Source organism: Silvania confinis, assembly GCF_025564085.1.
In the GTDB taxonomy this organism is placed as follows: Bacteria; Pseudomonadota; Gammaproteobacteria; order Enterobacterales; family Enterobacteriaceae; genus Enterobacter; species Enterobacter confinis.
The window spans coordinates 250,115-271,782 of sequence record NZ_JAMGZJ010000075.1; the positions used below are offsets into that span (position 1 = coordinate 250,115).

Annotated in this window: 17 protein-coding genes; 2 read left to right on the forward strand and 15 right to left on the reverse strand. The window is 52.8% G+C overall.

Going from position 1 to position 21,668, the window contains the following annotated elements; genetic code table 11:
- Position 1: 1 nt before the first annotated feature.
- The 7 genes from M8013_RS12230 to M8013_RS12260 all read right to left on the reverse strand — a co-directional run bounded on the left by M8013_RS12230 (position 2) and on the right by M8013_RS12260 (position 9,914).
- Positions 2–2,407 (reverse strand): glycosyltransferase family 2 protein, encoded by a 2,406-nt coding sequence (locus tag M8013_RS12230; protein WP_271268074.1) that lies wholly within the window; start codon positions 2,405–2,407, stop codon positions 2–4.
- Between the two features lie 2 nt (positions 2,408–2,409).
- A complete protein-coding gene (locus tag M8013_RS12235) occupies positions 2,410–4,893 on the reverse strand; it encodes a class I SAM-dependent methyltransferase (RefSeq protein WP_271268075.1) in 2,484 nt (827 codons plus the stop codon).
- A 137-nt stretch (positions 4,894–5,030) separates the two neighbouring features.
- Positions 5,031–6,233, reverse strand: a complete 1,203-nt coding sequence (locus M8013_RS12240; protein ID WP_271268076.1) for a sugar transporter — start codon at positions 6,231–6,233, stop codon at positions 5,031–5,033.
- A gap of 12 nt (positions 6,234–6,245) precedes the next feature.
- Positions 6,246–6,896: an ABC transporter ATP-binding protein gene (locus M8013_RS12245; protein ID WP_271268077.1), complete on the reverse strand. Its 651-nt coding sequence runs from the start codon at positions 6,894–6,896 to the stop codon at positions 6,246–6,248.
- 12 nt (positions 6,897–6,908) lie between these two features.
- Positions 6,909–7,709: an ABC transporter permease gene (locus M8013_RS12250; RefSeq protein WP_271268078.1), complete on the reverse strand. Its 801-nt coding sequence runs from the start codon at positions 7,707–7,709 to the stop codon at positions 6,909–6,911.
- Positions 7,710–7,763: 54 nt separating this feature from the next.
- Positions 7,764–9,524 carry a polysaccharide biosynthesis/export family protein gene (locus tag M8013_RS12255; RefSeq protein WP_271268079.1) on the reverse strand — a complete coding sequence of 587 codons (1,761 nt, stop codon included), beginning with the start codon at positions 9,522–9,524 and terminating at the stop codon, positions 7,764–7,766.
- 15 nt (positions 9,525–9,539) lie between these two features.
- Complete coding sequence (locus M8013_RS12260) at positions 9,540–9,914, reverse strand: hypothetical protein (protein WP_271268080.1); 375 nt, start codon at positions 9,912–9,914, stop codon at positions 9,540–9,542.
- Between the two features lie 691 nt (positions 9,915–10,605).
- Here M8013_RS12260 and tsr point away from each other — a divergent pair.
- Entirely contained in the window at positions 10,606–12,270 is a 1,665-nt protein-coding gene (gene tsr / locus M8013_RS12265; RefSeq protein WP_271268081.1) for a methyl-accepting chemotaxis protein, read from the forward strand.
- Positions 12,271–12,387: 117 nt separating this feature from the next.
- Here the strand turns inward: tsr and M8013_RS12270 are convergent, their stop codons facing one another.
- Together M8013_RS12270 and M8013_RS12275 are read right to left on the reverse strand one after the other, a co-directional pair.
- Positions 12,388–13,749 (reverse strand): MFS transporter, encoded by a 1,362-nt coding sequence (locus M8013_RS12270; RefSeq protein WP_271268082.1) that lies wholly within the window; start codon positions 13,747–13,749, stop codon positions 12,388–12,390.
- A gap of 206 nt (positions 13,750–13,955) precedes the next feature.
- Entirely contained in the window at positions 13,956–14,870 is a 915-nt protein-coding gene (locus tag M8013_RS12275) for a GntR family transcriptional regulator (protein WP_271268083.1), read from the reverse strand.
- A gap of 146 nt (positions 14,871–15,016) precedes the next feature.
- Between M8013_RS12275 and M8013_RS12280 the strand changes: the two genes are divergently transcribed.
- Positions 15,017–16,039 (forward strand): zinc-binding alcohol dehydrogenase family protein, encoded by a 1,023-nt coding sequence (locus M8013_RS12280; protein WP_271268084.1) that lies wholly within the window; start codon positions 15,017–15,019, stop codon positions 16,037–16,039.
- Between the two features lie 46 nt (positions 16,040–16,085).
- On the opposite strand, the gene opgB is transcribed toward M8013_RS12280, so the two are convergent.
- The 6 genes from opgB to M8013_RS12310 all read right to left on the reverse strand — a co-directional run bounded on the left by opgB (position 16,086) and on the right by M8013_RS12310 (position 21,654).
- Positions 16,086–18,383 (reverse strand): phosphatidylglycerol--membrane-oligosaccharide glycerophosphotransferase, encoded by a 2,298-nt coding sequence (opgB, locus tag M8013_RS12285; RefSeq protein ID WP_271268085.1) that lies wholly within the window; start codon positions 18,381–18,383, stop codon positions 16,086–16,088.
- 214 nt (positions 18,384–18,597) lie between these two features.
- Positions 18,598–19,086: a YjjA family protein gene (locus M8013_RS12290; protein WP_271268086.1), complete on the reverse strand. Its 489-nt coding sequence runs from the start codon at positions 19,084–19,086 to the stop codon at positions 18,598–18,600.
- An 82-nt stretch (positions 19,087–19,168) separates the two neighbouring features.
- Positions 19,169–19,906, reverse strand: coding sequence for a replicative helicase loader DnaC (dnaC, locus tag M8013_RS12295; RefSeq protein ID WP_271268087.1), 738 nt, complete (start codon positions 19,904–19,906; stop codon positions 19,169–19,171).
- On the reverse strand, positions 19,903–20,448 hold the full coding sequence (gene dnaT / locus M8013_RS12300; RefSeq protein ID WP_271268088.1) for a primosomal protein DnaT: 546 nt from the start codon (positions 20,446–20,448) through the stop codon (positions 19,903–19,905). The genes dnaC and dnaT overlap by 4 nt, the downstream gene beginning before the upstream one ends.
- Before the next feature lie 101 nt (positions 20,449–20,549).
- Entirely contained in the window at positions 20,550–20,978 is a 429-nt protein-coding gene (locus M8013_RS12305) for an organic hydroperoxide resistance protein (RefSeq protein WP_271268089.1), read from the reverse strand.
- A gap of 34 nt (positions 20,979–21,012) precedes the next feature.
- Positions 21,013–21,654, reverse strand: a complete 642-nt coding sequence (locus M8013_RS12310) for a TetR family transcriptional regulator (RefSeq protein ID WP_271268090.1) — start codon at positions 21,652–21,654, stop codon at positions 21,013–21,015.
- Between the last annotated feature and the right edge of the window lie 14 nt (positions 21,655–21,668).

The following is a 21,668-nucleotide window of genomic DNA, read 5'->3' on the forward strand; positions in this document are numbered from 1 at the left end:
ATCAAATTGAAAAGTCTTCGCGTTCTTTTGTCAAGTTCCGACTATAGAAGGGATCAATTTCCAGTTGTTTACCCCATTTAGATTGCATAAAGTTCACCTCCCCAGTAAAACGAGCTATTTTCTCTGGTGAATCTTCTGCCCCGCGACTTATCGACTCATAGTGATAAAGTTCTGCATATGGGGTCCAGAGATTGCGATAACCCGCTTCACGAACTTTGAGACAAAAGTCCACATCGTTGAAGGCAACCGCGAGATTTTCTTCATCCAACCCATCTACGGCATCAAAGATTTCTTTACGAATAAGTAAACATGCTGCGGTTACTGCTGAGTAATTCTGTATGCAGATAAGCCTTGCGAAATAACCAGGATGAGATCGAGAGAAATTTTTATGCGAGTGGTTAGCCACTCCGCCAATCCCCAATATTACACCGCCGTGCTGAAGAGTATCGTTACTGTAATAAAGTTTCGCTCCGACGCAGCCAATCTCAGGACGAATACAATGGCTGACCATCTCAGTTAACCACTCGGGGTTAATGACCTCTATGTCATTGTTAACCAAACCAATAATGTTACCTTTGGCATGACGAGCACCAAAGTTGTTAATAGCCGAATAGTTAAATGGATAATCGTAAGCGAGCACTTTTACGCGACGATCCTCCTGCTGAATTTGTTTGAAAAACTCTAAGGTTTCGGCTTCTACACTACCGTTATCCAGAATAAGGATTTCGTAATTTGCATAGGTACTTTTTTCAAGAATACTACGCACCGCAGTCTCGGTCAGGGCGCGTCGGTCACGTGTGGGAATAAGCAAACTCACCAATGGTGCAGGTTCTGGTATCGGATAACGTACACGGTAGGTATTGGGTACTAGTCCGGCTTCAACTTCTGCACCGATTTCCTGGCTTGCAAAATAGTCGCGCAATGATTTTATACCCGCATCGGTAGTATAACTTTTCTCGCCAGATGCCAGTGCTGTCGACCCCTCGACCATACGCCAGTGATATAGCACACGTGGAATATGCACAATTTGATCTGCTTGAACATGTGGCAGGCAACGTAGCAGCAGATCTTGATCCTGACTTCCTTCTACACCCAGACGGAAACCGCCAATTTTTTTTAGCAGGTCGTGATGATATACACCAAGATGAGAGACATAATTTTGTGAAAAGAATAGATCGGGGTTCCAGTCACTTTTGAAATGCGGTTCAAAACGTTCGCCCCTCGCATTCAATTTGTCTTCATCGCTGTATATTATCTTAGTTTCAGGTCGGTTATGGATTGATTGGGCCATAAACAGTAGAGCGTGTTCCGGAAGTGCATCATCATGATCAAGTAATGCAATATACTCACCTGTAGCTAATTCAAGCGCACTATTGGACGCGGCTGAAATATGACCATTTTGTTGGCGATATACGACTTTTATGCGCTGATCTTTAGCCTCATATTCTCGTAACACACGCTGGACATGTTCTTTCGGCGATTTATCATCGGCCATACAAAGCTCCCAGTATGGGTAACTCTGAGCCAATACTGAATTTATGCAAGCACGTAAGTAGATCTCTTCTGGGTTATAAACGGGCATGACTACAGAGATTACTGGTGGTTTATCCATCGTTGCCAGGAAGGCTGCAACATCATCCTTACCTGGTAGGGATGGTAGTTCAACTGTTTCGATCCACTCTTCATAATTCAGTGAAGGTAAACTGAAAGTTTCATTGTAGATAGTAGTCATGCGACTAATTGAAATGCTGCCATTATTATCGGTGAAAGATTCTTTCAGCGAAGACAATGTACTATCACGATAACTTTGATGTTCTTTCTGAATACGCGATAGTAATGCTTGTTCAATTTGAGTATCGCTTATTGCAGTAATGTCAAACTCACTAACTGAAAATGCACATTCTTGATCCAATGGATCGAAACGTAATGCAATGAGAGGAGACTCCAGGTAGAACAAGCGACTAGCAGGGAGTGACTTTCTATAAGGAAGTGTAATGGTTTCACTTTCACTAAACCCTTTCCCGGTATCCAGATAAAATTTTGCTAACCCTTGTTTACCGGGGCAATCCAGCGTCAGGTTAAATTGATACCAGCCTTTTCCTGTCGGTGGTAGTTGCCCTAAATCAATAATAAAATAAGGGTCATTTCCTTCAGACTGCCATCCATGTGAGCGGCTATTATCGACCGAGAGCTGATTCAACGCTAACCAAGGCAAATTAACCGCAGTTGTTTTTGGTGCCTGGACTGTAAATGAGTTAGCACAGGGCTTTCTGCCCAGCAGCGCGCCGTAACGCTTATAATGCTCTTTTGCTGAAATGCCAGTCTGGCTGACATCCTTATAGGTGTGTAGATACCATTGCTCATCAAAATGGATCAGCGAGTCTTCCTCTTCATACTGAACTGTCATTGTTATTTTCTCATATTGTCTGGCAGGCAATGACGTTGCTCTGCCTTTCCGTGCAGGATGTAATGAAGCAACGGGTTGATGGTTCCCTCGGCCACGTCCGCATAAGTTTGTATATACCAACGCGTATCAAATAACTCACTCGGGCTGTACCCTTTATCGGCACCTATCTGAATAAAGTGCTCAATTGCAGAGAGGCCAGAATCCGCAACCTCTGGGTAACGATGCTGATACCAGAGTTCATCAAACAAACCAGACGTAGCGATACGTTCTGCATTGCTCACAGTTGTTAATGTATTTTTTGGACTTTCTTTGAACGGGCGGGCCAGCGCGCGCACAGGCGCGGTCAGTTTCCATGAGACGGTTTGTTTCAGGCTCTGCGCCCGGTCTTTCGCTTTTTGCAATTGCAGTTCTTTCTGTTGCAGCTCACGGGTCAGTTGCTCGGTGTGGCGTGTCATGATCGCCAGCTCACGAAAACGCTCAGCGACATTCGCTTCCATTTCTTCGCTGCGCTGATCCATTTCACTGATATGCACATTGAGTTGAGCTGCTTGCTGCAGGCTCACAGCGAGTTGCTGTTGCAGGTTTGTCTGGTGTTTTACCATCTCAGCCTGTTCAGCGTTCCAGAGCTGCTGATGAGCGTAATGCTCTTCTTGTTGTTTTTGTTTTTCGTTTTCAGCATCGGCCAGGGACTGATCACGTTCTTCCAGCCAGCGGGTCAACATCGCTAACTCGGTAAAGCGTTCATCCAGTGTTTGTTTCAGCCGGCTCAACTGCTCACCATGCTCAGAATGTTCCGCACGGTATTTCTGTTGCAGGGTGGCTAACTGGTCACGGACTTGCCCAAGCTCATCACCCTGTTTCTCACTATTCTGTACGCTTTCAGCCAGCTTCTGATTCAGATTATCGATTTCGACTGAACGTGCATCTAATGCAGTATTCAGGCTTAGTTGGGTTGATTCGTATTGCTCAAGCTCTACCCGACCAGCTTCCAGCTCGGTGGTTAAGAGGTCACATTGCATTTGAAGCTGATGATGCGTTTCAGCCAGCGCCTGCTTTTGTTCCTGCCAGTGAGTGGCTTCCTGCGTTTTATTTGCAAGTGCCCTGGTCAACTCGTCCTGCTGCTGCCGGGCAACCGTCACGGCTGTCACTTGTTCATCAATCTGCTGCTGTAGCAAGCCGAGCTGATGTGATTGCTCAGTTAGCGCCAGGTTACTTTTACTGAGTGCGAGAGTCAGTTGAGCTGCGCGCTGCGTCTCTTCGTTCAGGCTTAGCGCCTGATCGTGAAGCCTCTGCTGCTGCACGTGCTGGTGTTCACCCATCTCTGTTTTTTGCTCAAACAGGGCCTGCTTTTCCTGTGCAATCAGGTCGCGTTCTGCCGCTGTTTGCGTTAATTGTTGGCGGGTGTCTTCCAGTACATTTTCCAGGGTGTGCTGACTTTCCAGACTCTGGTCACGCTGTTGCTCGCATAAAACAAGGGCAGTCTTGCCATCAACAACCTGTTGTTGGCACTGCGCTAATTCAGCAGCAAGCGCATTGGCCCGCTGGTGTTGAGTGGCGAGTTCAACGGCTTGTCCATTGAGCTGTTCAAGTTCACTTTGCAGCGCCGAAAGAGAGTGATGTTGGGCGGTGATTCGCTCCGCCAGACGACCTCTTTCCAGCGCATGTTGCTCCATGGTCTGCTGGGTTTCGGCCTGCAGGTTGCCTTGCTGCACAGCCATCTGGCGCTTTATTTCACCGTTTTCCCAGCTGTCACCGCAGGCTTTACCCAGGCGAGAGAAGACTTCATGTACTTGCTTGGTGGCATGTGCATTTTCTGAAAGACCATACAGACTCAACATCTCAGCGGTCTGCTCACTGCCTACACCAATTACGCCCAGTCCATGACCGTGGGCAAACTCAAAATGGGGATACCGCTGCTTGAGTTCGTCCAGCAACTGAAATACCCCAAAGCCGCGTTCGCGCACATTGGTATCGTGCATGATAACCACGGCTTTATCAGAGAGCTTAGGTAACCAGCTGTCAAAGTCGTGGCGCACCGCTTCAAGGGTATGCAGGCCGTCGATATGCAGTAAATCAATACTGCCCGGCGAGAAGTGTTCCAGCGCCTGGTCGAATGTGCTGCGAACGAGGGTTGAAAAGCTGGAGTAGTGTTGCTGGTTATGTTCAGAAATCTGGCGATAGACCTCTTCACCATATTGACCGGCGTGTTCGTCGCCACCCCAGGTATCCACCGCGTAGCACTGCGTCTCCAGATCTAACTTTGATACGGCCTGGCAGAATGAAAAGTATGAGCTGCCATAGTGGGTGCCCAGCTCAACAATTTTTCGTGGACGCAACGTCGTCATCAGCCAGAAGGCAAACGGAATATGTTCAAGCCACGCTGACTGTGCAATATAGGCTGGGCGCCAAAAAATAGGGCGTTGAAAAATAAAGTCCAGGTCGATGTTGGAGTGCGCCACTGGATGGCTGTTTTGTGGACTGATCATGGAAGATATCCCTTCAGAAATAAATGTATAAGTCAGCGAAAATGGCCCGCAGCGGGCATGCTTTAAAAATCGATGGCGAAAGACCGAAAGCCAGAAATATTCTCACCACAAATGGATGTATTTCTGAAAGTGGGCTGTCAGTCCTGATGTTCTCGTAAGGTTGCCAGGCCCATTACAATCAAGCCGTATAACAAGCACAGAAGTACGCCGGTGGTGATCAGGTTATAAATACGGCGTGGATATTCTGCATCTTCAGCACGTGTCGGTTGGCTGATGACCAGAAGATGCTTAAGCTTCCGATACGCCTCCACTCTGGCTTGTTCAAGGCTGATAAGTCCCGTTTTATAGAGGTCTGCTGCCAGGGTTGCCTGAGTTTGCACATCCATATATCGGGCATTGATCTCGTTCATCGCATCTTTATTCTCACCCGTCAGCCGGCTTTGCTCCTGAGAAAGCTGTTGAGTTAAAGCATCAACTCTAGCCTGCACGGAGATTACGGCAGGTGCGGTTTCTCTCATATAGCTCTGTAATTGTTTCAACTGCGCCTGCTGACGAGCGAGTTCGCCTTCGATCTGGCTGACTACGCCCAGCCGGGCCGAACTGGTTGATTCCGGGCTAATCAGATGGTGGCTGTTTTGAAACTCCAGCACTTTAGTTTTCTCGGTCTGTACGCGTTGGTAGGCACGGTCGACCTCTTTTTCGACAAAGGCCAACTGTTCCAGTGCTACCTGATGTCCTAGTTTATTAATAAAAAGGTCAGACTCTTTGAGCATCAATCCAACAACGCGTTGACCATATTCAGGATCAAACGCTTGCAGCTCAATTGTCAGCACCCCTGATAACTCATCCAGATGTAATGACAAATGTTGGCGGTAATACTTAATGAAGGCTTCCTTGCTTACATCTCCTGGCAGCCGGGAGAAATAGTCCACTTTGTGGCTCTGATAATGAGCTTTTAAACCTAGCTCCTTGTCCAGTTTATCGAGCAGATCCGGTGATTTGAGATAATCCTGGATTATCAGGACATCTTCATGATTGCTTCCACCCAAACCTAACATTGATAGGGCATCGGGTAGCATTTTGATCTGGTCTGCTTTCTTAACGACTAATTCCGCCCGGCTGACGTAGCGGTCTGAAGCAACAAAGCCAAAATAGATAACGGCGATGGCAAAACATGCTACTACCCACATAAAACTGCCGAGCTTCAGGCTTTGTTTCCATGAGCGGTGGGCGAGCTTATAGCCGCTTGAATCGACAATAAAATGTTTAGGTTTGGTTTTTAATTTGTGCAGCTTGCGCATCAAACCGGAGGATTTGTTGGAGCGGATTGGCTGGGTCATGATTTTAGCTTGTTATAGTTTCTGATAAATGCGGATTGCGTCTTCGATGTCATCGAACATTTCGAGGGAGCTGTTACGCAGCAAAATTCCCATGTCGCATTGTTGACGTAAATTCTTCATATCGTGCGAGACCATGATTAAGCTGGCGGTCTCGCGCTTTTGGGTAAAGACATCAATGCACTTCTGTTTAAAGCGGGCATCCCCTACTGACATAATTTCGTCGGTTAGGTAGATTTCAAAATCAAAGGCCATACTCACAGCGAAGGAGAACTTAGACTTCATGCCGCTGGAATAACCTTTAATTGGCAGCTCGAAATGCTGGCCAATCTCAGCAAATTCCTTTACCCACTCTTCGATGGCTTGGGTGTCACGTACGCCATGGATACGACAAACAAAGCGAGTGTTCTCCCGTCCGGTCATGCTCCCCTGAAAACCGCCACCAAGAGCGAGGGGCCAGGAGACGCGACAGTGTCGCGTCAGCTTTCCTTTATTAGGCATATCCATCCCGCCCAATAAGCGCAGCAATGTCGATTTACCGGCTCCGTTAACACCTAAAATACCGATATTGCGGTCACGGGGTAACGTGATACTCACGTCACGTAAAACGTAGTTGCGACCAAATTTTGTGGGGTAATACTTCGATACGTTATCCAGAGTGATCATGCTTCTTCTACTTTAACTGGCAATCAGGCGACGATGGCTCAGGCGATAACAGCTCATCGCAAAGGTCAGGAGTACCAGTGTTACTAACGACAAATAGGCCCCACTGACATCCGGGCTGACATAGCCGGAGATCCAACTGCCTCGGATCAGCTCAACGGCATGCACCAATGGGTTCCACAAAAACCAGTGTTGATACTGTGACGGTATGGTTGCCAGGGGGTACATCACGCAGGAGATAAACATCAAAGGCATCATTAACAAACTTAGGAACTTATCGGCTTCTTTAAATAAATTACCCAATACGCAAAAAATGATGCCAAGTGAAAAGGAAAAGATCATCAAAAGGAAATAGATAAGAACAACTTCTAAGGGATCGTTGGGGATGGCATCAAAACCAAACCACAGTAAGCCTAAGACCAATACACAGCCCACAACCATGCCAATAACCATTTCGAGAATAAAACGGGAAACAAAGGTAGCGAAGGGTGTGACCTGTCGATAGCAAAACAATCCTTTGTTAGCATTAACAGCTGATTGCAGCTTACTCACCACATTCCTGAAAAAGAGAAAAGGAAGGTAACTTGCAGTAATAAACAGGGGTGCAGGCGCTCCGCCAAAGCCACTATGTCCGCGCATGCCAAAAATCAAACTAAAGGCACCAATCATCAACAGCGGATCCAACAGCGCCCAGGCATATCCCAGCCGGTAACTACCAAACCGGGTTTTTAACTCGCGAATAAGCAGGCCAAACGTTACATCGCGCAGCACCTGGAACGGGCTGCGGGGCGTTTGATTGAGAATGGGTTTAAACATGGATAATCGTTACCGTACGTCAGGCTCGCCCGCAGGCGAGCCTGTCTTTAAGGATTAATTCAGGACCACGTTGGCCGCCACGGCAATCTGATAGACCACCTGGGTAATGTCTTTGATCGACTGCATCATTTTGCTGTCGATCTTCGGCATGACCAGAATCTGATCGCCCGGCAATACGCTTCCCCGTTCTGTAAACTCCATCAGCCCGTTGGCATGCACCACCGCAATGCGCTGGTCGTTGGCGCGCTCGGTAAACCCGCCCGCCCAGGCTACATAGTCGTCAAGTTTGGCATTTTCGTTGTAGACCACCGCCTGCGGCATCATCACTTCGCCACCCACCTGAATCAGGTCGGTCTTGTTCGGGATCACAATCTGGTCGCCCTGTTCCAGCAGGATGTTGGCAATCACGCCCTTATCCGACACCACCACTTTACCCAGCGGCTGGATCTTGCGGGCCTTTTCCACAAAGCGCATGACCAGCTCGGCTTCTTTCGAGCGAATGGTCGCTTCGCCATCGGAGTTTGCCGGCGCGGTAAACACGCTGCGCTCCAGACGGTTGAGAGAGTCGTCCAGCATCTCTTTCTGCCGGGCGGCCACGCTCTTACGCATGATGTAAATCGAGCCGTAATCCGCAAGCTTAGGATCAATCGGGATATGGTTGAGCAGCTCGTGCAGGCGAGTGTCTTTACGCACGGTGAAGTAAGACGGCCCACGGTAGCTGCCCATCACCTGCACATCGTAAACCTGCGCATGCATGTCGTCGTTGAACAGGACTTTGTCGCCATCGCTCAGCTGGATGTTGGCGAAATCTTTGTACGGCATATACACCGAGAACGGGCCGGAAGGGCGATCGCCAATCACGCCCACGTGGCTCACCTTGGCGAGCGGCAGGGCATAGTCGATCAGTTCAGAGGCCTGGGTGTTGTTGGCTTTTAACTCGAAGCGGAACGGGTTACGCACTTTACCGGCCACGTTGATCATCGGCCCCTGCGGATCGACCAGAATCACGTCCTGATCTTTCAGCGCGAGCTTCGGCATTTTGCCCTGCTGCATAAACGCATACAGGTCGATCTGCTGGATCACCCGGTTCTGGCGTAGCACCTTAATATGACGATAGCTGCCGCGATCGGAGTCAATACCCCCTGCGCGTTTCAGGAAATAGAGCACGCTGTCGGAAGATTGCCCGGCATATTGCCCTGGGCGGATCACCGGCCCGGTAACAAATACGCTCACCGGCGTGGCGGTAAGTAAATTTACGTAAACATTTACATTATTGGTAAACACTTCGCTGATGTGGCTGGTGACCAGATTATTCACTTTGCTGGCGGCCACATTCTTGACATTAATCGGTCCAACGTCAGGAATAAAAATATTACCCTGATTGTCGACCGTTACCACGTTAGAGAAATTAACCGCGCCCCAGATCCAGATATTCAGCTTATCGCCGGGGGCAATCAGGTAATTGTCGGTCAACCCGTCGCTACGCTCGGTCTCGTAGCCACCGGCAAACAGGTTTGCGCCGTACGGTGGCGGCAGGCCGGACTCGGATTGGGGCAGCAGTTTGCGGACATCGGATTCGCCAGGCAGCAGCATGCCCTGTCGATTTTGCTGGGCAAAAGTGCCGGTGACGGAGGAGGTGTTGGCCTCGCCGCTTAAGGTTGACTGCGCGCCAAGCTGGGGCCGGGCGTTGTCATCCGTGGGGGCATTAAAACCAAATGCCTGCGCCTGTTCTGCGGTTGGCGCGGCGAAAGACGTGCAGGAGAAGCAGGCCAGCAGCAGCAGCGCGGGCAATTGCCGAAATTTCAGTGTGTTCACAACAGTTCTCTTCAATTAGTACGCGGCAAGCAGGTTGCTGGTAGTGGCCTGGCCCAGTTGCGGGATCAGATACCACGTCTCGCCGCTCTTGCAGGTGACGCCCTGCTGGGACTGACTGTAGTTACGTTTCTGGAGCAGTTCGACGCACTCAAGACCAAGGGCAGAGACATAGCGCTGGCCCAGGGTAAAGGTGGTGCCATTAGCACTGATCGCCGCACCCATCGGCAGCGTGTTCAGCGGCTGTTGCAGGGTTGCAGTCATGGCCTGGAGGTCGGTGGAAGCGGCCTGTTCAACGAGCGGGCGTGAGGCTTCTACCTGCTTGGGTGAATATGCGCAACCGCTAAGCGTGATAGCGAGCGAAATCACCAGAAGACGGATGGCGTTGTTCATTTGTAAATATTTTCCATGTATTCAAAACCAGGCATGCAAATATAAAAAACACGCGGGTGCCCCGACGGATTATATTGCCCAAAGAGTGGACCAGAGAGGTAAAGCGCAAAGCAGTATGCTGAGGAAGTGAAGCAAAAAAGGGCAAAAAAAGGGTAGGCTACCGCACGGAAAATGACAATTCCGGTTAAAAAGTGTTCAATTTGGTTTAGGGTCTGCCATAAAAATACTATTCAGTAAACCACTAAATTGTTTTTTAATTATTCACGAAAATGTTTTGTGCGCGAAAGGTTACATAAATTCGCAGATTAAGTCATTCCAAATCGATAGAAAATTCACATGAAATACAGGAAAAATCCTAAAGGCTATTAACTCTGGGGGGTTTACTAAAAGCATATAATTAGCACTAGTTCCCCTTAGTGATTGTTTCATATAGATAGAGTTGAAGAGCGAATAAGTGCCAGTAAAAGAGATCGACCGATTTAGGCTATTAAATGGTCGTTTTTCGTACGATTGGCATAGGGTAGAAATAATGCCTGGTTTGAAAAGCCACCCCTTTCAGAAGACCTCATCCTTCATCAACCTGTGACAGGCACAATAAAGAGGCGATCGGGGCAACTATCAGTACGATTTAGGTAAAGTTTTCGTTTTCCAGGCCGAAAATTCTGTACCTGTCTGGTGGGAAAGAGAAAACATGTTAAATCGTATAAAAATTGTTACCAGCTTACTGCTGGTGTTGGTTATTTTTGGACTATTACAGCTCACATCCGGTGGTCTTTTCTTCAATGCCCTGAAGCATGACAAAGAAAACTTCACTGTTCTGCAAACTATTCGTCAGCAACAATCCACGCTTAACGGCAGCTGGGTGGCATTGCTGCAAACCCGTAACACCCTGAACCGCGCGGGCATCCGCTACATGATGGATCAGAACAATATCGGTAGCGGTGCCACCGTAAATGAACTGATGCAGATTGCGACAGTTTCCCTGAAGCAGGCGGAGAAAAACTGGGCGGACTACGAAGCCCTGCCGCGCGATGCGCGTCAGAGCGAAGGCGCCGCGCTGGAAATCAAACGCAACTACGACATTTACCATGGCGCGCTGGCGGAACTGATCCAGCTGTTGGGGGCAGGCAAGATCAATGAGTTCTTCGATCAGCCGACCCAGAGCTTCCAGGATGGTTTTGAGAAGCCGTACGTGAGCTATCTGCTGCAGAACGACCGTCTGTACCAGACTGCCGTTGATGACAGCAACAGCTCCTACAACCAGGCAATCTGGATCCTGCTCAGCATTCTGATTCTGGTGCTGGTGGTGATTATCGGCGTCTGGTTGGGTATCCGTCAGACCCTGATCTCCCCGCTGAACCGCCTGGTTGACAGCATTCGCCATATCGCCAGCGGCGATCTGGTGAAGCGCATCGAAGTCGAAGGTTCCAACGAGATGGGCCAGCTGGCCGACACGCTGCGTCATATGCAGGGTGAACTGATGCGCACCGTCGGCGACGTGCGTAATGGCGCGAATGCCATTTACAGCGGCGCGAGCGAAATCTCGATGGGCAATAACGATCTCTCTTCACGTACCGAGCAGCAGGCGGCCTCGCTGGAAGAGACCGCAGCCAGCATGGAAGAGCTGACCGCAACCGTGAAGCAGAACGCCGAAAACGCCCGTCAGGCGAGCCATCTGGCGCTGAGCGCGTCGGAAACCGCCCAGAAAGGCGGGAAAGTGGTGGATAACGTGGTGCAGACCATGCGCGACATCGCCGGCAGTTCGCAAAAAATTGCCGACATCATCAGCGTGATCGACGGCATTGCCTTCCAGACCAACATCCTGGCGCTGAACGCGGCGGTAGAAGCGGCGCGTGCCGGTGAACAGGGTCGTGGTTTTGCTGTGGTTGCGGGTGAAGTGCGTAACCTGGCGCAGCGTAGCGCCCAGGCGGCACGTGAGATCAAGAGCCTGATTGAAGACTCCGTCGGTCGCGTCGAACTGGGTTCTACCCTGGTCGAAAGCGCCGGTGAAACCATGGGTGAAATCGTCAGCGCGGTTACCCGCGTGACCGACATTATGGGCGAGATCGCCTCTGCATCTGATGAGCAGAGCCGCGGTATCGACCAGGTGGGTCTGGCGGTGGCCGAGATGGATCGCGTGACGCAGCAGAACGCCTCGCTGGTGGAAGAGTCCGCCGCAGCGGCAGCAGCCCTGGAAGAGCAGGCGAGCCGTCTGACGCAGGCAGTGGCGGTGTTCCGTATTCAGCAGGATCAGCAGAAAGCGCGTGCGCACACGGCGGCGAAAACCGTTGTGACCCCGGCGTTGGGGCGTAAAACCCCTGCTTCTGCATCGGGTGATAACTGGGAAACCTTCTGATGTAAAAAGGCACCCTGTTAATGCAGGGTGCCGGTATTTTTGCCGGGTGGCGCTGCGCTTACCCGGCCTACAAAACCTCCTTGTAGGCCCGTGCAAGCGAAGCGCCGCCGGGCAATGTTACTGCTGGCGAGGATCGCTTATCGGTTGACGCACCAGGAAGATGTACGCCAGCGCCCCCAGCGCCGTGACGCAGCCGCAGATGATCAGCGCCAGGCGGAACGAGTGGGTGGTGTCGAGGATAAAGCCCGTCACAATCGGCGCAAACGAGGCGCAGATAAAGCTGGCGAAGTTTTGAATGCTGCCCACCGAGGCGGTCATGCGCGATGCCACGGCTACGTGGATCAGCCCCCAGCAGGACGTTCCCGCAAAGTGGATGCAGAACAGCGCCATCCCAATCAACAGTACCGCACTCATCGCCGTCGTGGCTTCTGGCACCACAAAGGTAAAGGCCGCGGAACATAACATCCCGCTGATGATACACAGCTTGCGGCTGCGTACCGGTGCCATCCCGCGTTTAACCAGCGCGTCCGTCATGAAGCCATTCACTAACATGCCCGCTGCACCAAACAGGAATGGGATCGCCGCCATCAGGCCGGTGCTTTTGAGATCCAGGTTATACGATGTTTGCAGGTACCCCGGCAGCCAGGCCAGATACAGCCACGCGGTGTAGTTGATGCCGCTAAAGCCCAGCATCATTCCCCACATGGTACGGTTGCGGAACAGGCTGCGCCATTCGGCGAAGCTTAACGGATCGCGTCGGGCGTTGACGCTGCCCGCGTTCAGGTACGCCTGCTCAACGCCGCTCAGGGCAATTTCTTCGCGGTTGCGATAGAGCATGTACCAGCCAATGGCGAGGAAGATACCGAGCACGCCGATGGTGATAAACATCCCCCGCCAGCCCATTACCAGCATCATCGCGGCCAGCAGCGGCGGACTCAGCGCCACGCCAATGGTCGAGGCAGCATTAAAAATGCCCATTGGACGGCCGCGCTCTTTGATATTGAACCAGTCGTTGATCACCTTCACGCCGCACGGGTTCATCGGTGCTTCGCCAATCCCCATTCCGATACGCACCAGTACGAACTGGGTGAAGGTATGCACCATGCCGGACATCGCCTGGAACAGCGACCAAAAAAACATCCCCAGCCCCAGCATCAGGCGCGGGCCTTTACGATCCAGCAGCGGGCCGCAGGGCAGCTGTGCAATGCCGTACGCCAGCGAGAACACCGACAGCAGGGCTCCGATCTCCGTGGCGCTTAGCCCTAACTCCTGGCGGATGGTTAAATTCGCCACCGACAGGGAGCTGCGGTCGAGATAATTAATCACCGCAGCAAAAAATAATAACAACATTGCCGTGGTCTGAATGCGTTTAATTCTTGGGGAACGTTCAATAGCACCGTCTGGCGGTACGGGAATATCTATCGTTTTATCTCTGTCAAAAGTTGTCTGCGGGTCGAGAGTTATATTGCTTTTTTCCACGCCGGACTCCTGAATTATTGTTGGGTTTTTTCTTTATTAGAGAAATATCAATAACTATTAGTGATGGAATAAAGCACGCATCACCGCTCACGAATAATAACTACGAATAGTCGACTCCTCGTGAGCATAGGCAGACGTGATTTTCCCGCGCGAGTCAGATAGCGGAAGCGTGCAGTCAGTACAGATTTGCTGTTTTTAATCGGTACTTAATAGAATACCGTCGCGCTCTGTTTGATGGAGCGGATCATCGACTGCTTGGCAGTATGCAGGTGGTTGCGCATCGCCAGATTGGCATCCAGATCGTTGCGGCAGATAAGCGCGCTGAGGATGGTCATGTGCTCGTCGATGGCGATGATATTGCGCTGCTTCAGGTCGCTCTCGTCCCACTGGTAGTGGAAGTGGAAGATAAACGAGATGATCTCCAGCGACTGGTTGAAGAAGATATTGTTGGCGGCGGAGAGCAGCAGCGAATGGAAGTCGCGATCCAGCCGGGAGAACTTGCGAAAGCTGTCGCCGATGCTGTCGCGCAGGGCGCGGTGCTCCTCCAGCAGGGTTTTGGCCTGCAGCCAGCGCGGGTCGCTGTCAGGCAGGTTCAGAAAATGCTGCAGGGCGTGGGTTTCGAGCATTTCGCGCAGCTCAAACAGCTGCTCGGCCCACGACTGGTCGAACTGCTTCATCCGCCACTGGCCGCGTTTTTCGCTCTCGATCAGGTTGTAGCGGCTGAATTTAAGTAAGTACTCCCTTACCACCACAGGACTGACACCGGCCGCACGGGCCAGCTCCAGCTCGGAGAAGGCTTCTCCTGCGCGCAGCACGCGCTGGTTGATCATCATGAGAAAGCTCTGTTCAAACAGCCGGGTCTGCTCGGCCAGGGGCGCGATTTCGCAGGTGAAGCCGTCATCCACAACGGGCTTGCGATCCATCACGTAATCACTGTTCACCCGCGTCAGAACGCCGCAGTCGCACAGGTGAGCCAGAATATGGCGCACGGTGGTGCGGCTGATGTTGTACATCTCCGCCAGCGCGCTTTGCGACGGCAGCGGCGAGGGGATGTGGCCCCGGGACATATCGTCGATGACCTGGTTAATCACGTTATGACGTAAGTTTTGTGAGCGGCTCATGGGGGTTCCTTTTGACCAATTCAGGGCATTAAAACCGTATTTAAAACGGCTTTATGCGGGGCTATTCACAATTTCAGTTTTTGCCTGACCGTTATTTCGCATTTTCATCAATATCTGAAACCACTAAAGAACAGGAGAACGAAAAAATGACGACGATGAATGCACTGGTGTGTCAGGAACCGAAAAAACTGATCTGGACGATACGCGATATCCCCGCACCGAAAGAAAACGAAGCGCTGATAAAAATAAAGGCGGTCGGTATCTGTGGTACCGATATACATGCCTGGGGCGGCAATCAACCTTTTTTTAATTATCCCCGGGTGCTCGGGCATGAAATATGTGGCGAGGTGGTGGTGCTGGGTAAAAATATCCGCACGCTGCATCAAGGACAACAGGTGGCCGTTATTCCCTACGTCGCTTGCCAGCAGTGTCCGGCCTGCCTGAGCGGCAAAACCAACTGCTGCGAAGCCATCTCGGTGATCGGCGTGCATCAGGACGGCGGGTTCAGCGAGTACCTGTCGGTGCCGGTCAGCAACCTGCTGCCTGCCGACGGCATCGATCCGGAGGCCGCGGCGCTGATTGAGCCGTTTGCCATCAGCGCCCATGCGGTACGGCGGGCCGCTATTCAGCCTGCGGATCAGCTGCTGGTGGTGGGCGCGGGGCCGATTGGTCTGGGGGCGGCGGCGATTGCCCACGCCGACGGTGCCCACGTGGTAATGGCCGACACCAGTCCCGCCCGGCGCGAACATGTCCAACACTGCCTGGGCGTTACCGCGCTGGATCCGTCAGCCGCAGACTTTACAGACCAACTCAGGGCGCAATTTGGCGGGGCGCTGGCGCAAAAAGTGATTGATGCCACCGGCAATCCGCAGGCGATGAACAATACCGTCAACCTGATCCGTCACGGCGGGGTCATTGTCTTTGTCGGTTTGCATAAAGGTGAGCTGCAGATCCCCGACCCGGAGTTCCACAAAAAAGAGACCACCCTGATGGGCAGCCGCAACGCCACGGAAGAGGATTTTGCCAAAGTCGGACGCCTGATGGCCGAAGGCAAACTTAACGCCACTATGATGCTGACGCACCGCTATGCGTTTCGCGAGCTGGCGGAGGTTTACGAGCCCGAGGTGATCAATAACCGCGGGCTGATTAAAGGGGTGATTGCGTTCTAAGCTTGCCATACAGCGCCCGGGGAAGTGTTGGGCGCTGTTTTTTTTATTACGACTCGCCTTCGGCGCCGATCACTTTGATCTCCACCATGCCGATCCCCAACTGACGCGGAGAGTGGCCGAGGATGTTGCCCTCGTTAGTGGATTCCGGTGCCGGAGGCACAATCACCAGCGTGCTGCTGTGCGATGGGTTGTCGAAATGCAGCGTGGTGGTGGTCACGTCATTGCCCAGCGTCAGGGTCTGCTCTTGATCGCCCACGCGCACCGGAATTGGCTGGTTGGCATTCGGCCCCCAGGCTTTGGCGGTGATCACCAGGTCAAACTTCGCCGGGAGCGGCCTGGCGTATTCGATTTTCACCTCGTCGCCGAGCTGGGCGTTAGACCAGCGTCCCCAGCTTTCTGGCCGCGAGATACCGCTGAACTGCTTCACCTCTTCCGGTGCCCCGGCCACGTTAAAGACAAAGCTGTCGGCTTTATAGCGAATGTTGTTATCGGCTACTTTCAGCATCTCGACGTTGCGCTGATAGCGGTCGGTACTGATGACGGTATCTTTAAACGCAGTTTTGCCTTTCCACTGCGCTTTATCGACGCGCTGCACGGTCTGCTCACCGCCCAACTGACCCTGAGAGACGCACCAGTCGGTAGAGAGCGACAGCGGCTGCGACCACAGCTGGCCCATCTTGAAGCAGCGATCGACCCAGACAAAATTATCCCGTGGGGCAAAATCCGCCAGCTGGTAGCGCAGCGGCGCGGAGTATTCACTTTCCGGCAGCGGTTCGACCCGTTTGTCGGAGACGCGCAGCAGCAGCGGCAGACGGAAATGGCTGCCCGAGAACGCCATCATGTTTTTCTGGCTATCGATGGTGAAGTCTTTCAGCTCTTTCGGGAAATTCCACAGGCGGATAACGTCCGGTTTCCATGCCAGCACTTTTTCTTTCATGTTGAGGAACACTTCCGACAGCGACTGCCCGGAGAGGCTGCTGCGACCGAGGCCAATAAAGTTATCCCCGCCGAGAATATCCAGCACCGTCGCGCCGTTATCCATGGTGTTGCGCTTGATGGCCATCACCTCCTGTTGCGGTTTGTCGCCGCGCAGGACGAAGAACAGGTTGCTGCGATCCAGTTTGTTCAGCGCATCCCAGGCGCTGTTTTTCATCGCCAGATGATCCGACGAGACCACAATCACCGTGTTTTTATAGTACGGCGAGGCTTTGATTTTCGCGATCAGCGCCGCGATATGTTCCTGGCTACAGCTGACGGCGCTGAAAGACTGGTTCTTTTTGCCGTTGATGTCGTAGCTTTTACGCTGGCAGGTGCGGGAGATAAATCCGTCCGGGTGATGGGTATCGACCGTCAGGGCAAACAGCGAGAAGCGTTGACCGGACTGCGACAGGGCTTCGAACTTTTTCCAGGCTTCGTCCAGCACGGTATCGTCATAGAAGCCCCAGTCGTTGCGGTAAGTCGGGTCCGCAACGGTGGCTTTTAACTCTTCGGCACCGTACAGATGATCAAAACCGTGGGCCTGCAGGAACACGTCTTTGCCTGCAAAACGCAGGTTAGCGCCCTGCACAAAATAGTTCTGGTAGCCGGAGTTTTTCAGGATATCGCCGAGGCAGATATTCTGCGGGAAGAAGCTGGAGACCGATGCGGAGGCATTGCCTTCAAACGGCGCGAACAGTGGGATACCGCACTGCGAAGCGACCATCCCGGCGATGGTGTAATCGGTGCCGGGCAGCTGCGCGGTGTGGCTGAAATCGATCCCTTCGTCTTTGAGCGCGCCCAGTTCAGGGGCCAGATCCGGGAAGGCGTCGTTATCGAAGTAGGTGCGTTCCAGGCTCTCGCCATAGATATAGACGAGGTTGAGCTTCGGGTTCGGAATGGTTTTGCCCGGCTCTTTGTAATACGCCGTGAAGTCCGGATCGCCATCGCGTGACTGGGATTTCATCAGCTCGGTAATCTGGTGAAACGCCGGACTGGCATCCACCGAGCCCAGCGCCAGCATCAGGGCCAGCAGGCTGTAGCCGAGGTGATGCGGATGATGACGGCGACGGCGCAGGATCCAGCCCAGCAGGCCAAACACGGCAACCAGCGCCACCACAACACCAACGCCAGGAAGTATGTACTTACTAACACCTGCGCCGGTAAGGCTGTTGGTCAGGGTATAGAGCACCGCGTCGTTGATGCCGTCGCCGGTAAAGTAGTCGCTGGCGTACAGGGTAATGTTTAAGACGACAAAAAGTCCCAGCACCAGCAGCGTGACGGCGAACCACCAGGTGTTACGACCGGCTTTGCGGGCGTAAATCACCACCGAGGCGAGAAACAGGGCAACAGAAATAAACTCTGACAACAGCTTATCCTCAACAGGCGCAGCCGCGTTAGCGCGGACTCATTGTTTAATTTTTGGGTCATACAATGTAATGGCGTTGCCATCTAGCTGCAATTGTAGTGTTACCTAATTGTGCTGTTGTTAGGATTTGGTTTAGAAACAGGAAGGTTTGACGGGCGTCGCGTTTCCGCTTTGAAGGCAGACGCCGCGGCAATCGCGCGGCGTCTTAAGGGGGTCAGGAGATAAAGCTCATGCCTTGTTTGAGGACAAAATCACAGGCTTTGGTTTTGACCTGTTTCGCCAGCGGCGAGTTGCCGATGGTTTCCAGATTCAGCTGTTGGCCATTATCGGCATTCAGCAGGCCCTGGATCCCTTCCAGATAGTTGGTGTCCTGCTGCTGCTCTTGCGGGGTATCAAGCCCCAGCTTGCCCAGCACCTGATTTTTGATATTGGTGGCATCGGTCATCGAGGCCAACTTCTCTTTGGCACAGTACCCGAGGATCCCGGCGGCATTGTTCATGTTGCTGGCGCTCAGCGACGAGGTGCCGTTGTTCAACAGGCCGGTGAGGGCCGACATCGACAGGCCGCCGCTCTGCGTAGAGGTGCTGCCCGCGCTGAGCTGGTCGGCAGCGCTGGAGAGCGAATCCTGCCAGGAGGCCGCGTGTGCGCTACCCATCACCAGCAGGGCGCTCAAGGCAGAGCTAAGAAGGAATTGTGTTTTCATGGACGCTACTCATCAGTTGCCCGCAGGGGCGGAAGTGCGGCCAGTATAAACCCCGCAGCAGCGGGCTTTCAGGGTAAATATCCTAATACTCTTTCCCGGTAACCCGGCTGCGGAAGCTTTCCCAGTCAAAAATGACATACAGGCTGTTACCGAGCTTCATGCGGTCCATCACGCGCTCGCCCAGCAGGCGCGTCATCTCATCGATATTGTGGTTGGTGAGCATCCCGGTCGGGCGCTTCGAAGAGGAGCGGCGATCGACAATCTGATTGATGATCACTTTTTCATAGCGCGACTCGGTCTGGACGCCGATCTCGTCGATCACCAGCAGATCAACGTTACTCAGATCGTTCAGCAGTTGCTCTTCGCTGGTTTCGCGGTTGCTGAAGGTATCTTTCATGGCCGACATGATGTCTGCCACGGTGATGATCAGCACCGATTTGCCGCGCAGCAGCAGTTCGTTGCAGATCGCTGCCGCGAGATGGTTTTTACCGGTGCCCGGCTTGCCGCTGAAGATAAAGCTGGCGATGTTGTTATCGAACTCTTCCACGTACTGGCGCGCCAGATTCAGGGCTTTCAGCTGGCCCTGACTCTCCACTTTGTAATTATCAAAAGAACAGTTCTGATGCAGCGGACGGATCCCGGAGCGGTTAAAGGTACGCTGCATTTTCATGGCGCGGTTTTCCCGGGCCAGCGCTGCTGCGCGGATCTCGCCTTGCTCTTTTTGCCACGCCAGGAGTTCTTCGCCGGTGGTAAAAGCCGGTTTAACGTTGGCTGGCATCATCTTCTGCAAACGCTTCATTAGTTCGCCGAACTCTTTCATTTGGCACCTCGGAATCCGTCAGGGATCTGTTTATCCGGTTCTGAAAATGAATTCACATCGCGCTTTTGTTGCCCGGCGCTGCTGGCCCGGTTGATCTGCACGCTGCGCGCCAGCTTCTGTTGCCACTGAACGTGGTGGAAGACTTTCCCTTCTGCCTGCCAGTAGGCGGTGAAAGCGGCCAGCTCTTCCGGGGCCACACGCTGGGTAAGGGCAATGCCCCACAGCGCCGCCTGACGTTGAAAATCTGCGTCCGGCTGCCAGCCTGCGTACATGGCGAATTTGCCCATCGGGACGGCAACCGGCATGTTGGTGGGCTCGTCAAAAAATTGCGTATCCAGAGTGACATCGCTCGCCGGGCGCGTTAGCCGCGCTTCGGTCTCCAGCAGCTGGGCCAGACGTTGCGGGGTGATCGCGTAAAAAGCCGGGGCGTTGTCGGCGAACACGGCAACAGTACCGCCTTCAGCATTCGCCAGTACGCTGCGGGGATCGCGCATAAAGGCATCAATGCCAGCAATGCTGGGGGTCAGGATTCTGGAGGACATAACACTTCTCTACTGGATTACGGCACACGAGACAGGGGCTTATGGTAGCACAGAGAGGAGGGGGCAGGCAGGGATCTGATCCTCTCTCTGCCCCCGACGCGCTACGCAATAATGTTCAGTGTAACGTCAATATTGTTGCGGGTGGCGTTGGAATACGGACAGACAATGTGGGCCGCATCGACCAGCTTTTTCGCCTCGGCAGCATCCATTCCCGGCAGGTGAATATTCAGCTTCGCTTCGATACCAAACCCGGTTGGCAGCGGACCGATCCCGACTTCGCCCTCAATAAAGGCGTCTTTCGGCATGCTGATTTTGTCGCGTCCGGCGACAAACTTCATCGCGCCCAGGAAGCAGGCCGAGTAGCCTGCGGCAAACAGCTGTTCCGGGTTGGTGACGTCACCGCCCGCACCGCCCATCTCTTTGGGCACGCCCAGTTTGACATCCAGCACGCCGTCGGACGAGGTGGCACGGCCATCACGGCCCCCGGTGGCTTTGGCTTTGGCGGTATAAACAACTTTCTCTAAAGACATGGTGGATTCCTTAATTCACGGTTGTGTACGAACGTTAAGGACAGGTATAACGCAAGGCCACCTGAACCGCCATTTTTCGGTAGTGCTGGCGCTGGGCCTGTTCATCGGCACCGTCTTCAAACAGCAGGGTAAAGGTGTAGCTGTTGGCCACATAGTGAAAGCTGAAGCTGCTGATTAAGCGGTGCAAATCGCGGGCATTGACCGTCTGGTTAAACAATTGCTTCGCTTTGCCGCGTTCGAGGATAGTCTCCAGCAGATCCAGCGCGCTGCGGTTAACCTGGCGTAACAGAGCAGACTGCTGCATAAAACGCCCGCGCTGCATATTCTCCATGCAGATAATGCGGATGTAATCCGGATGGTCGGCGTGATAATCAAATGTGGTTTCAACCAGTTGCACCAGCGCTTCCACTGGCGGCATGTCGTCGAGACTGAGCTGCTTTTCGCTGGCGCGGATCTGCGTATAGACGTACTCCAGCACCAGCAGGTACAGGTTCTCTTTATTCCTGAAGTGATAAACGACCATGCGTTTGGTCGTACCTGCCTTTTCGGCAATTTGCTCCATGCGGGCACCGTTAAGCCCATACTCGGCAAACAGCGCCAGCGCGCTGAGGAATATTTTGTCCTTCAGGCTGGATCCGTCGGGGTTGTCGGAGAGTTCGCTGCCAGGGTTAGACACATCCGTTCCTTACT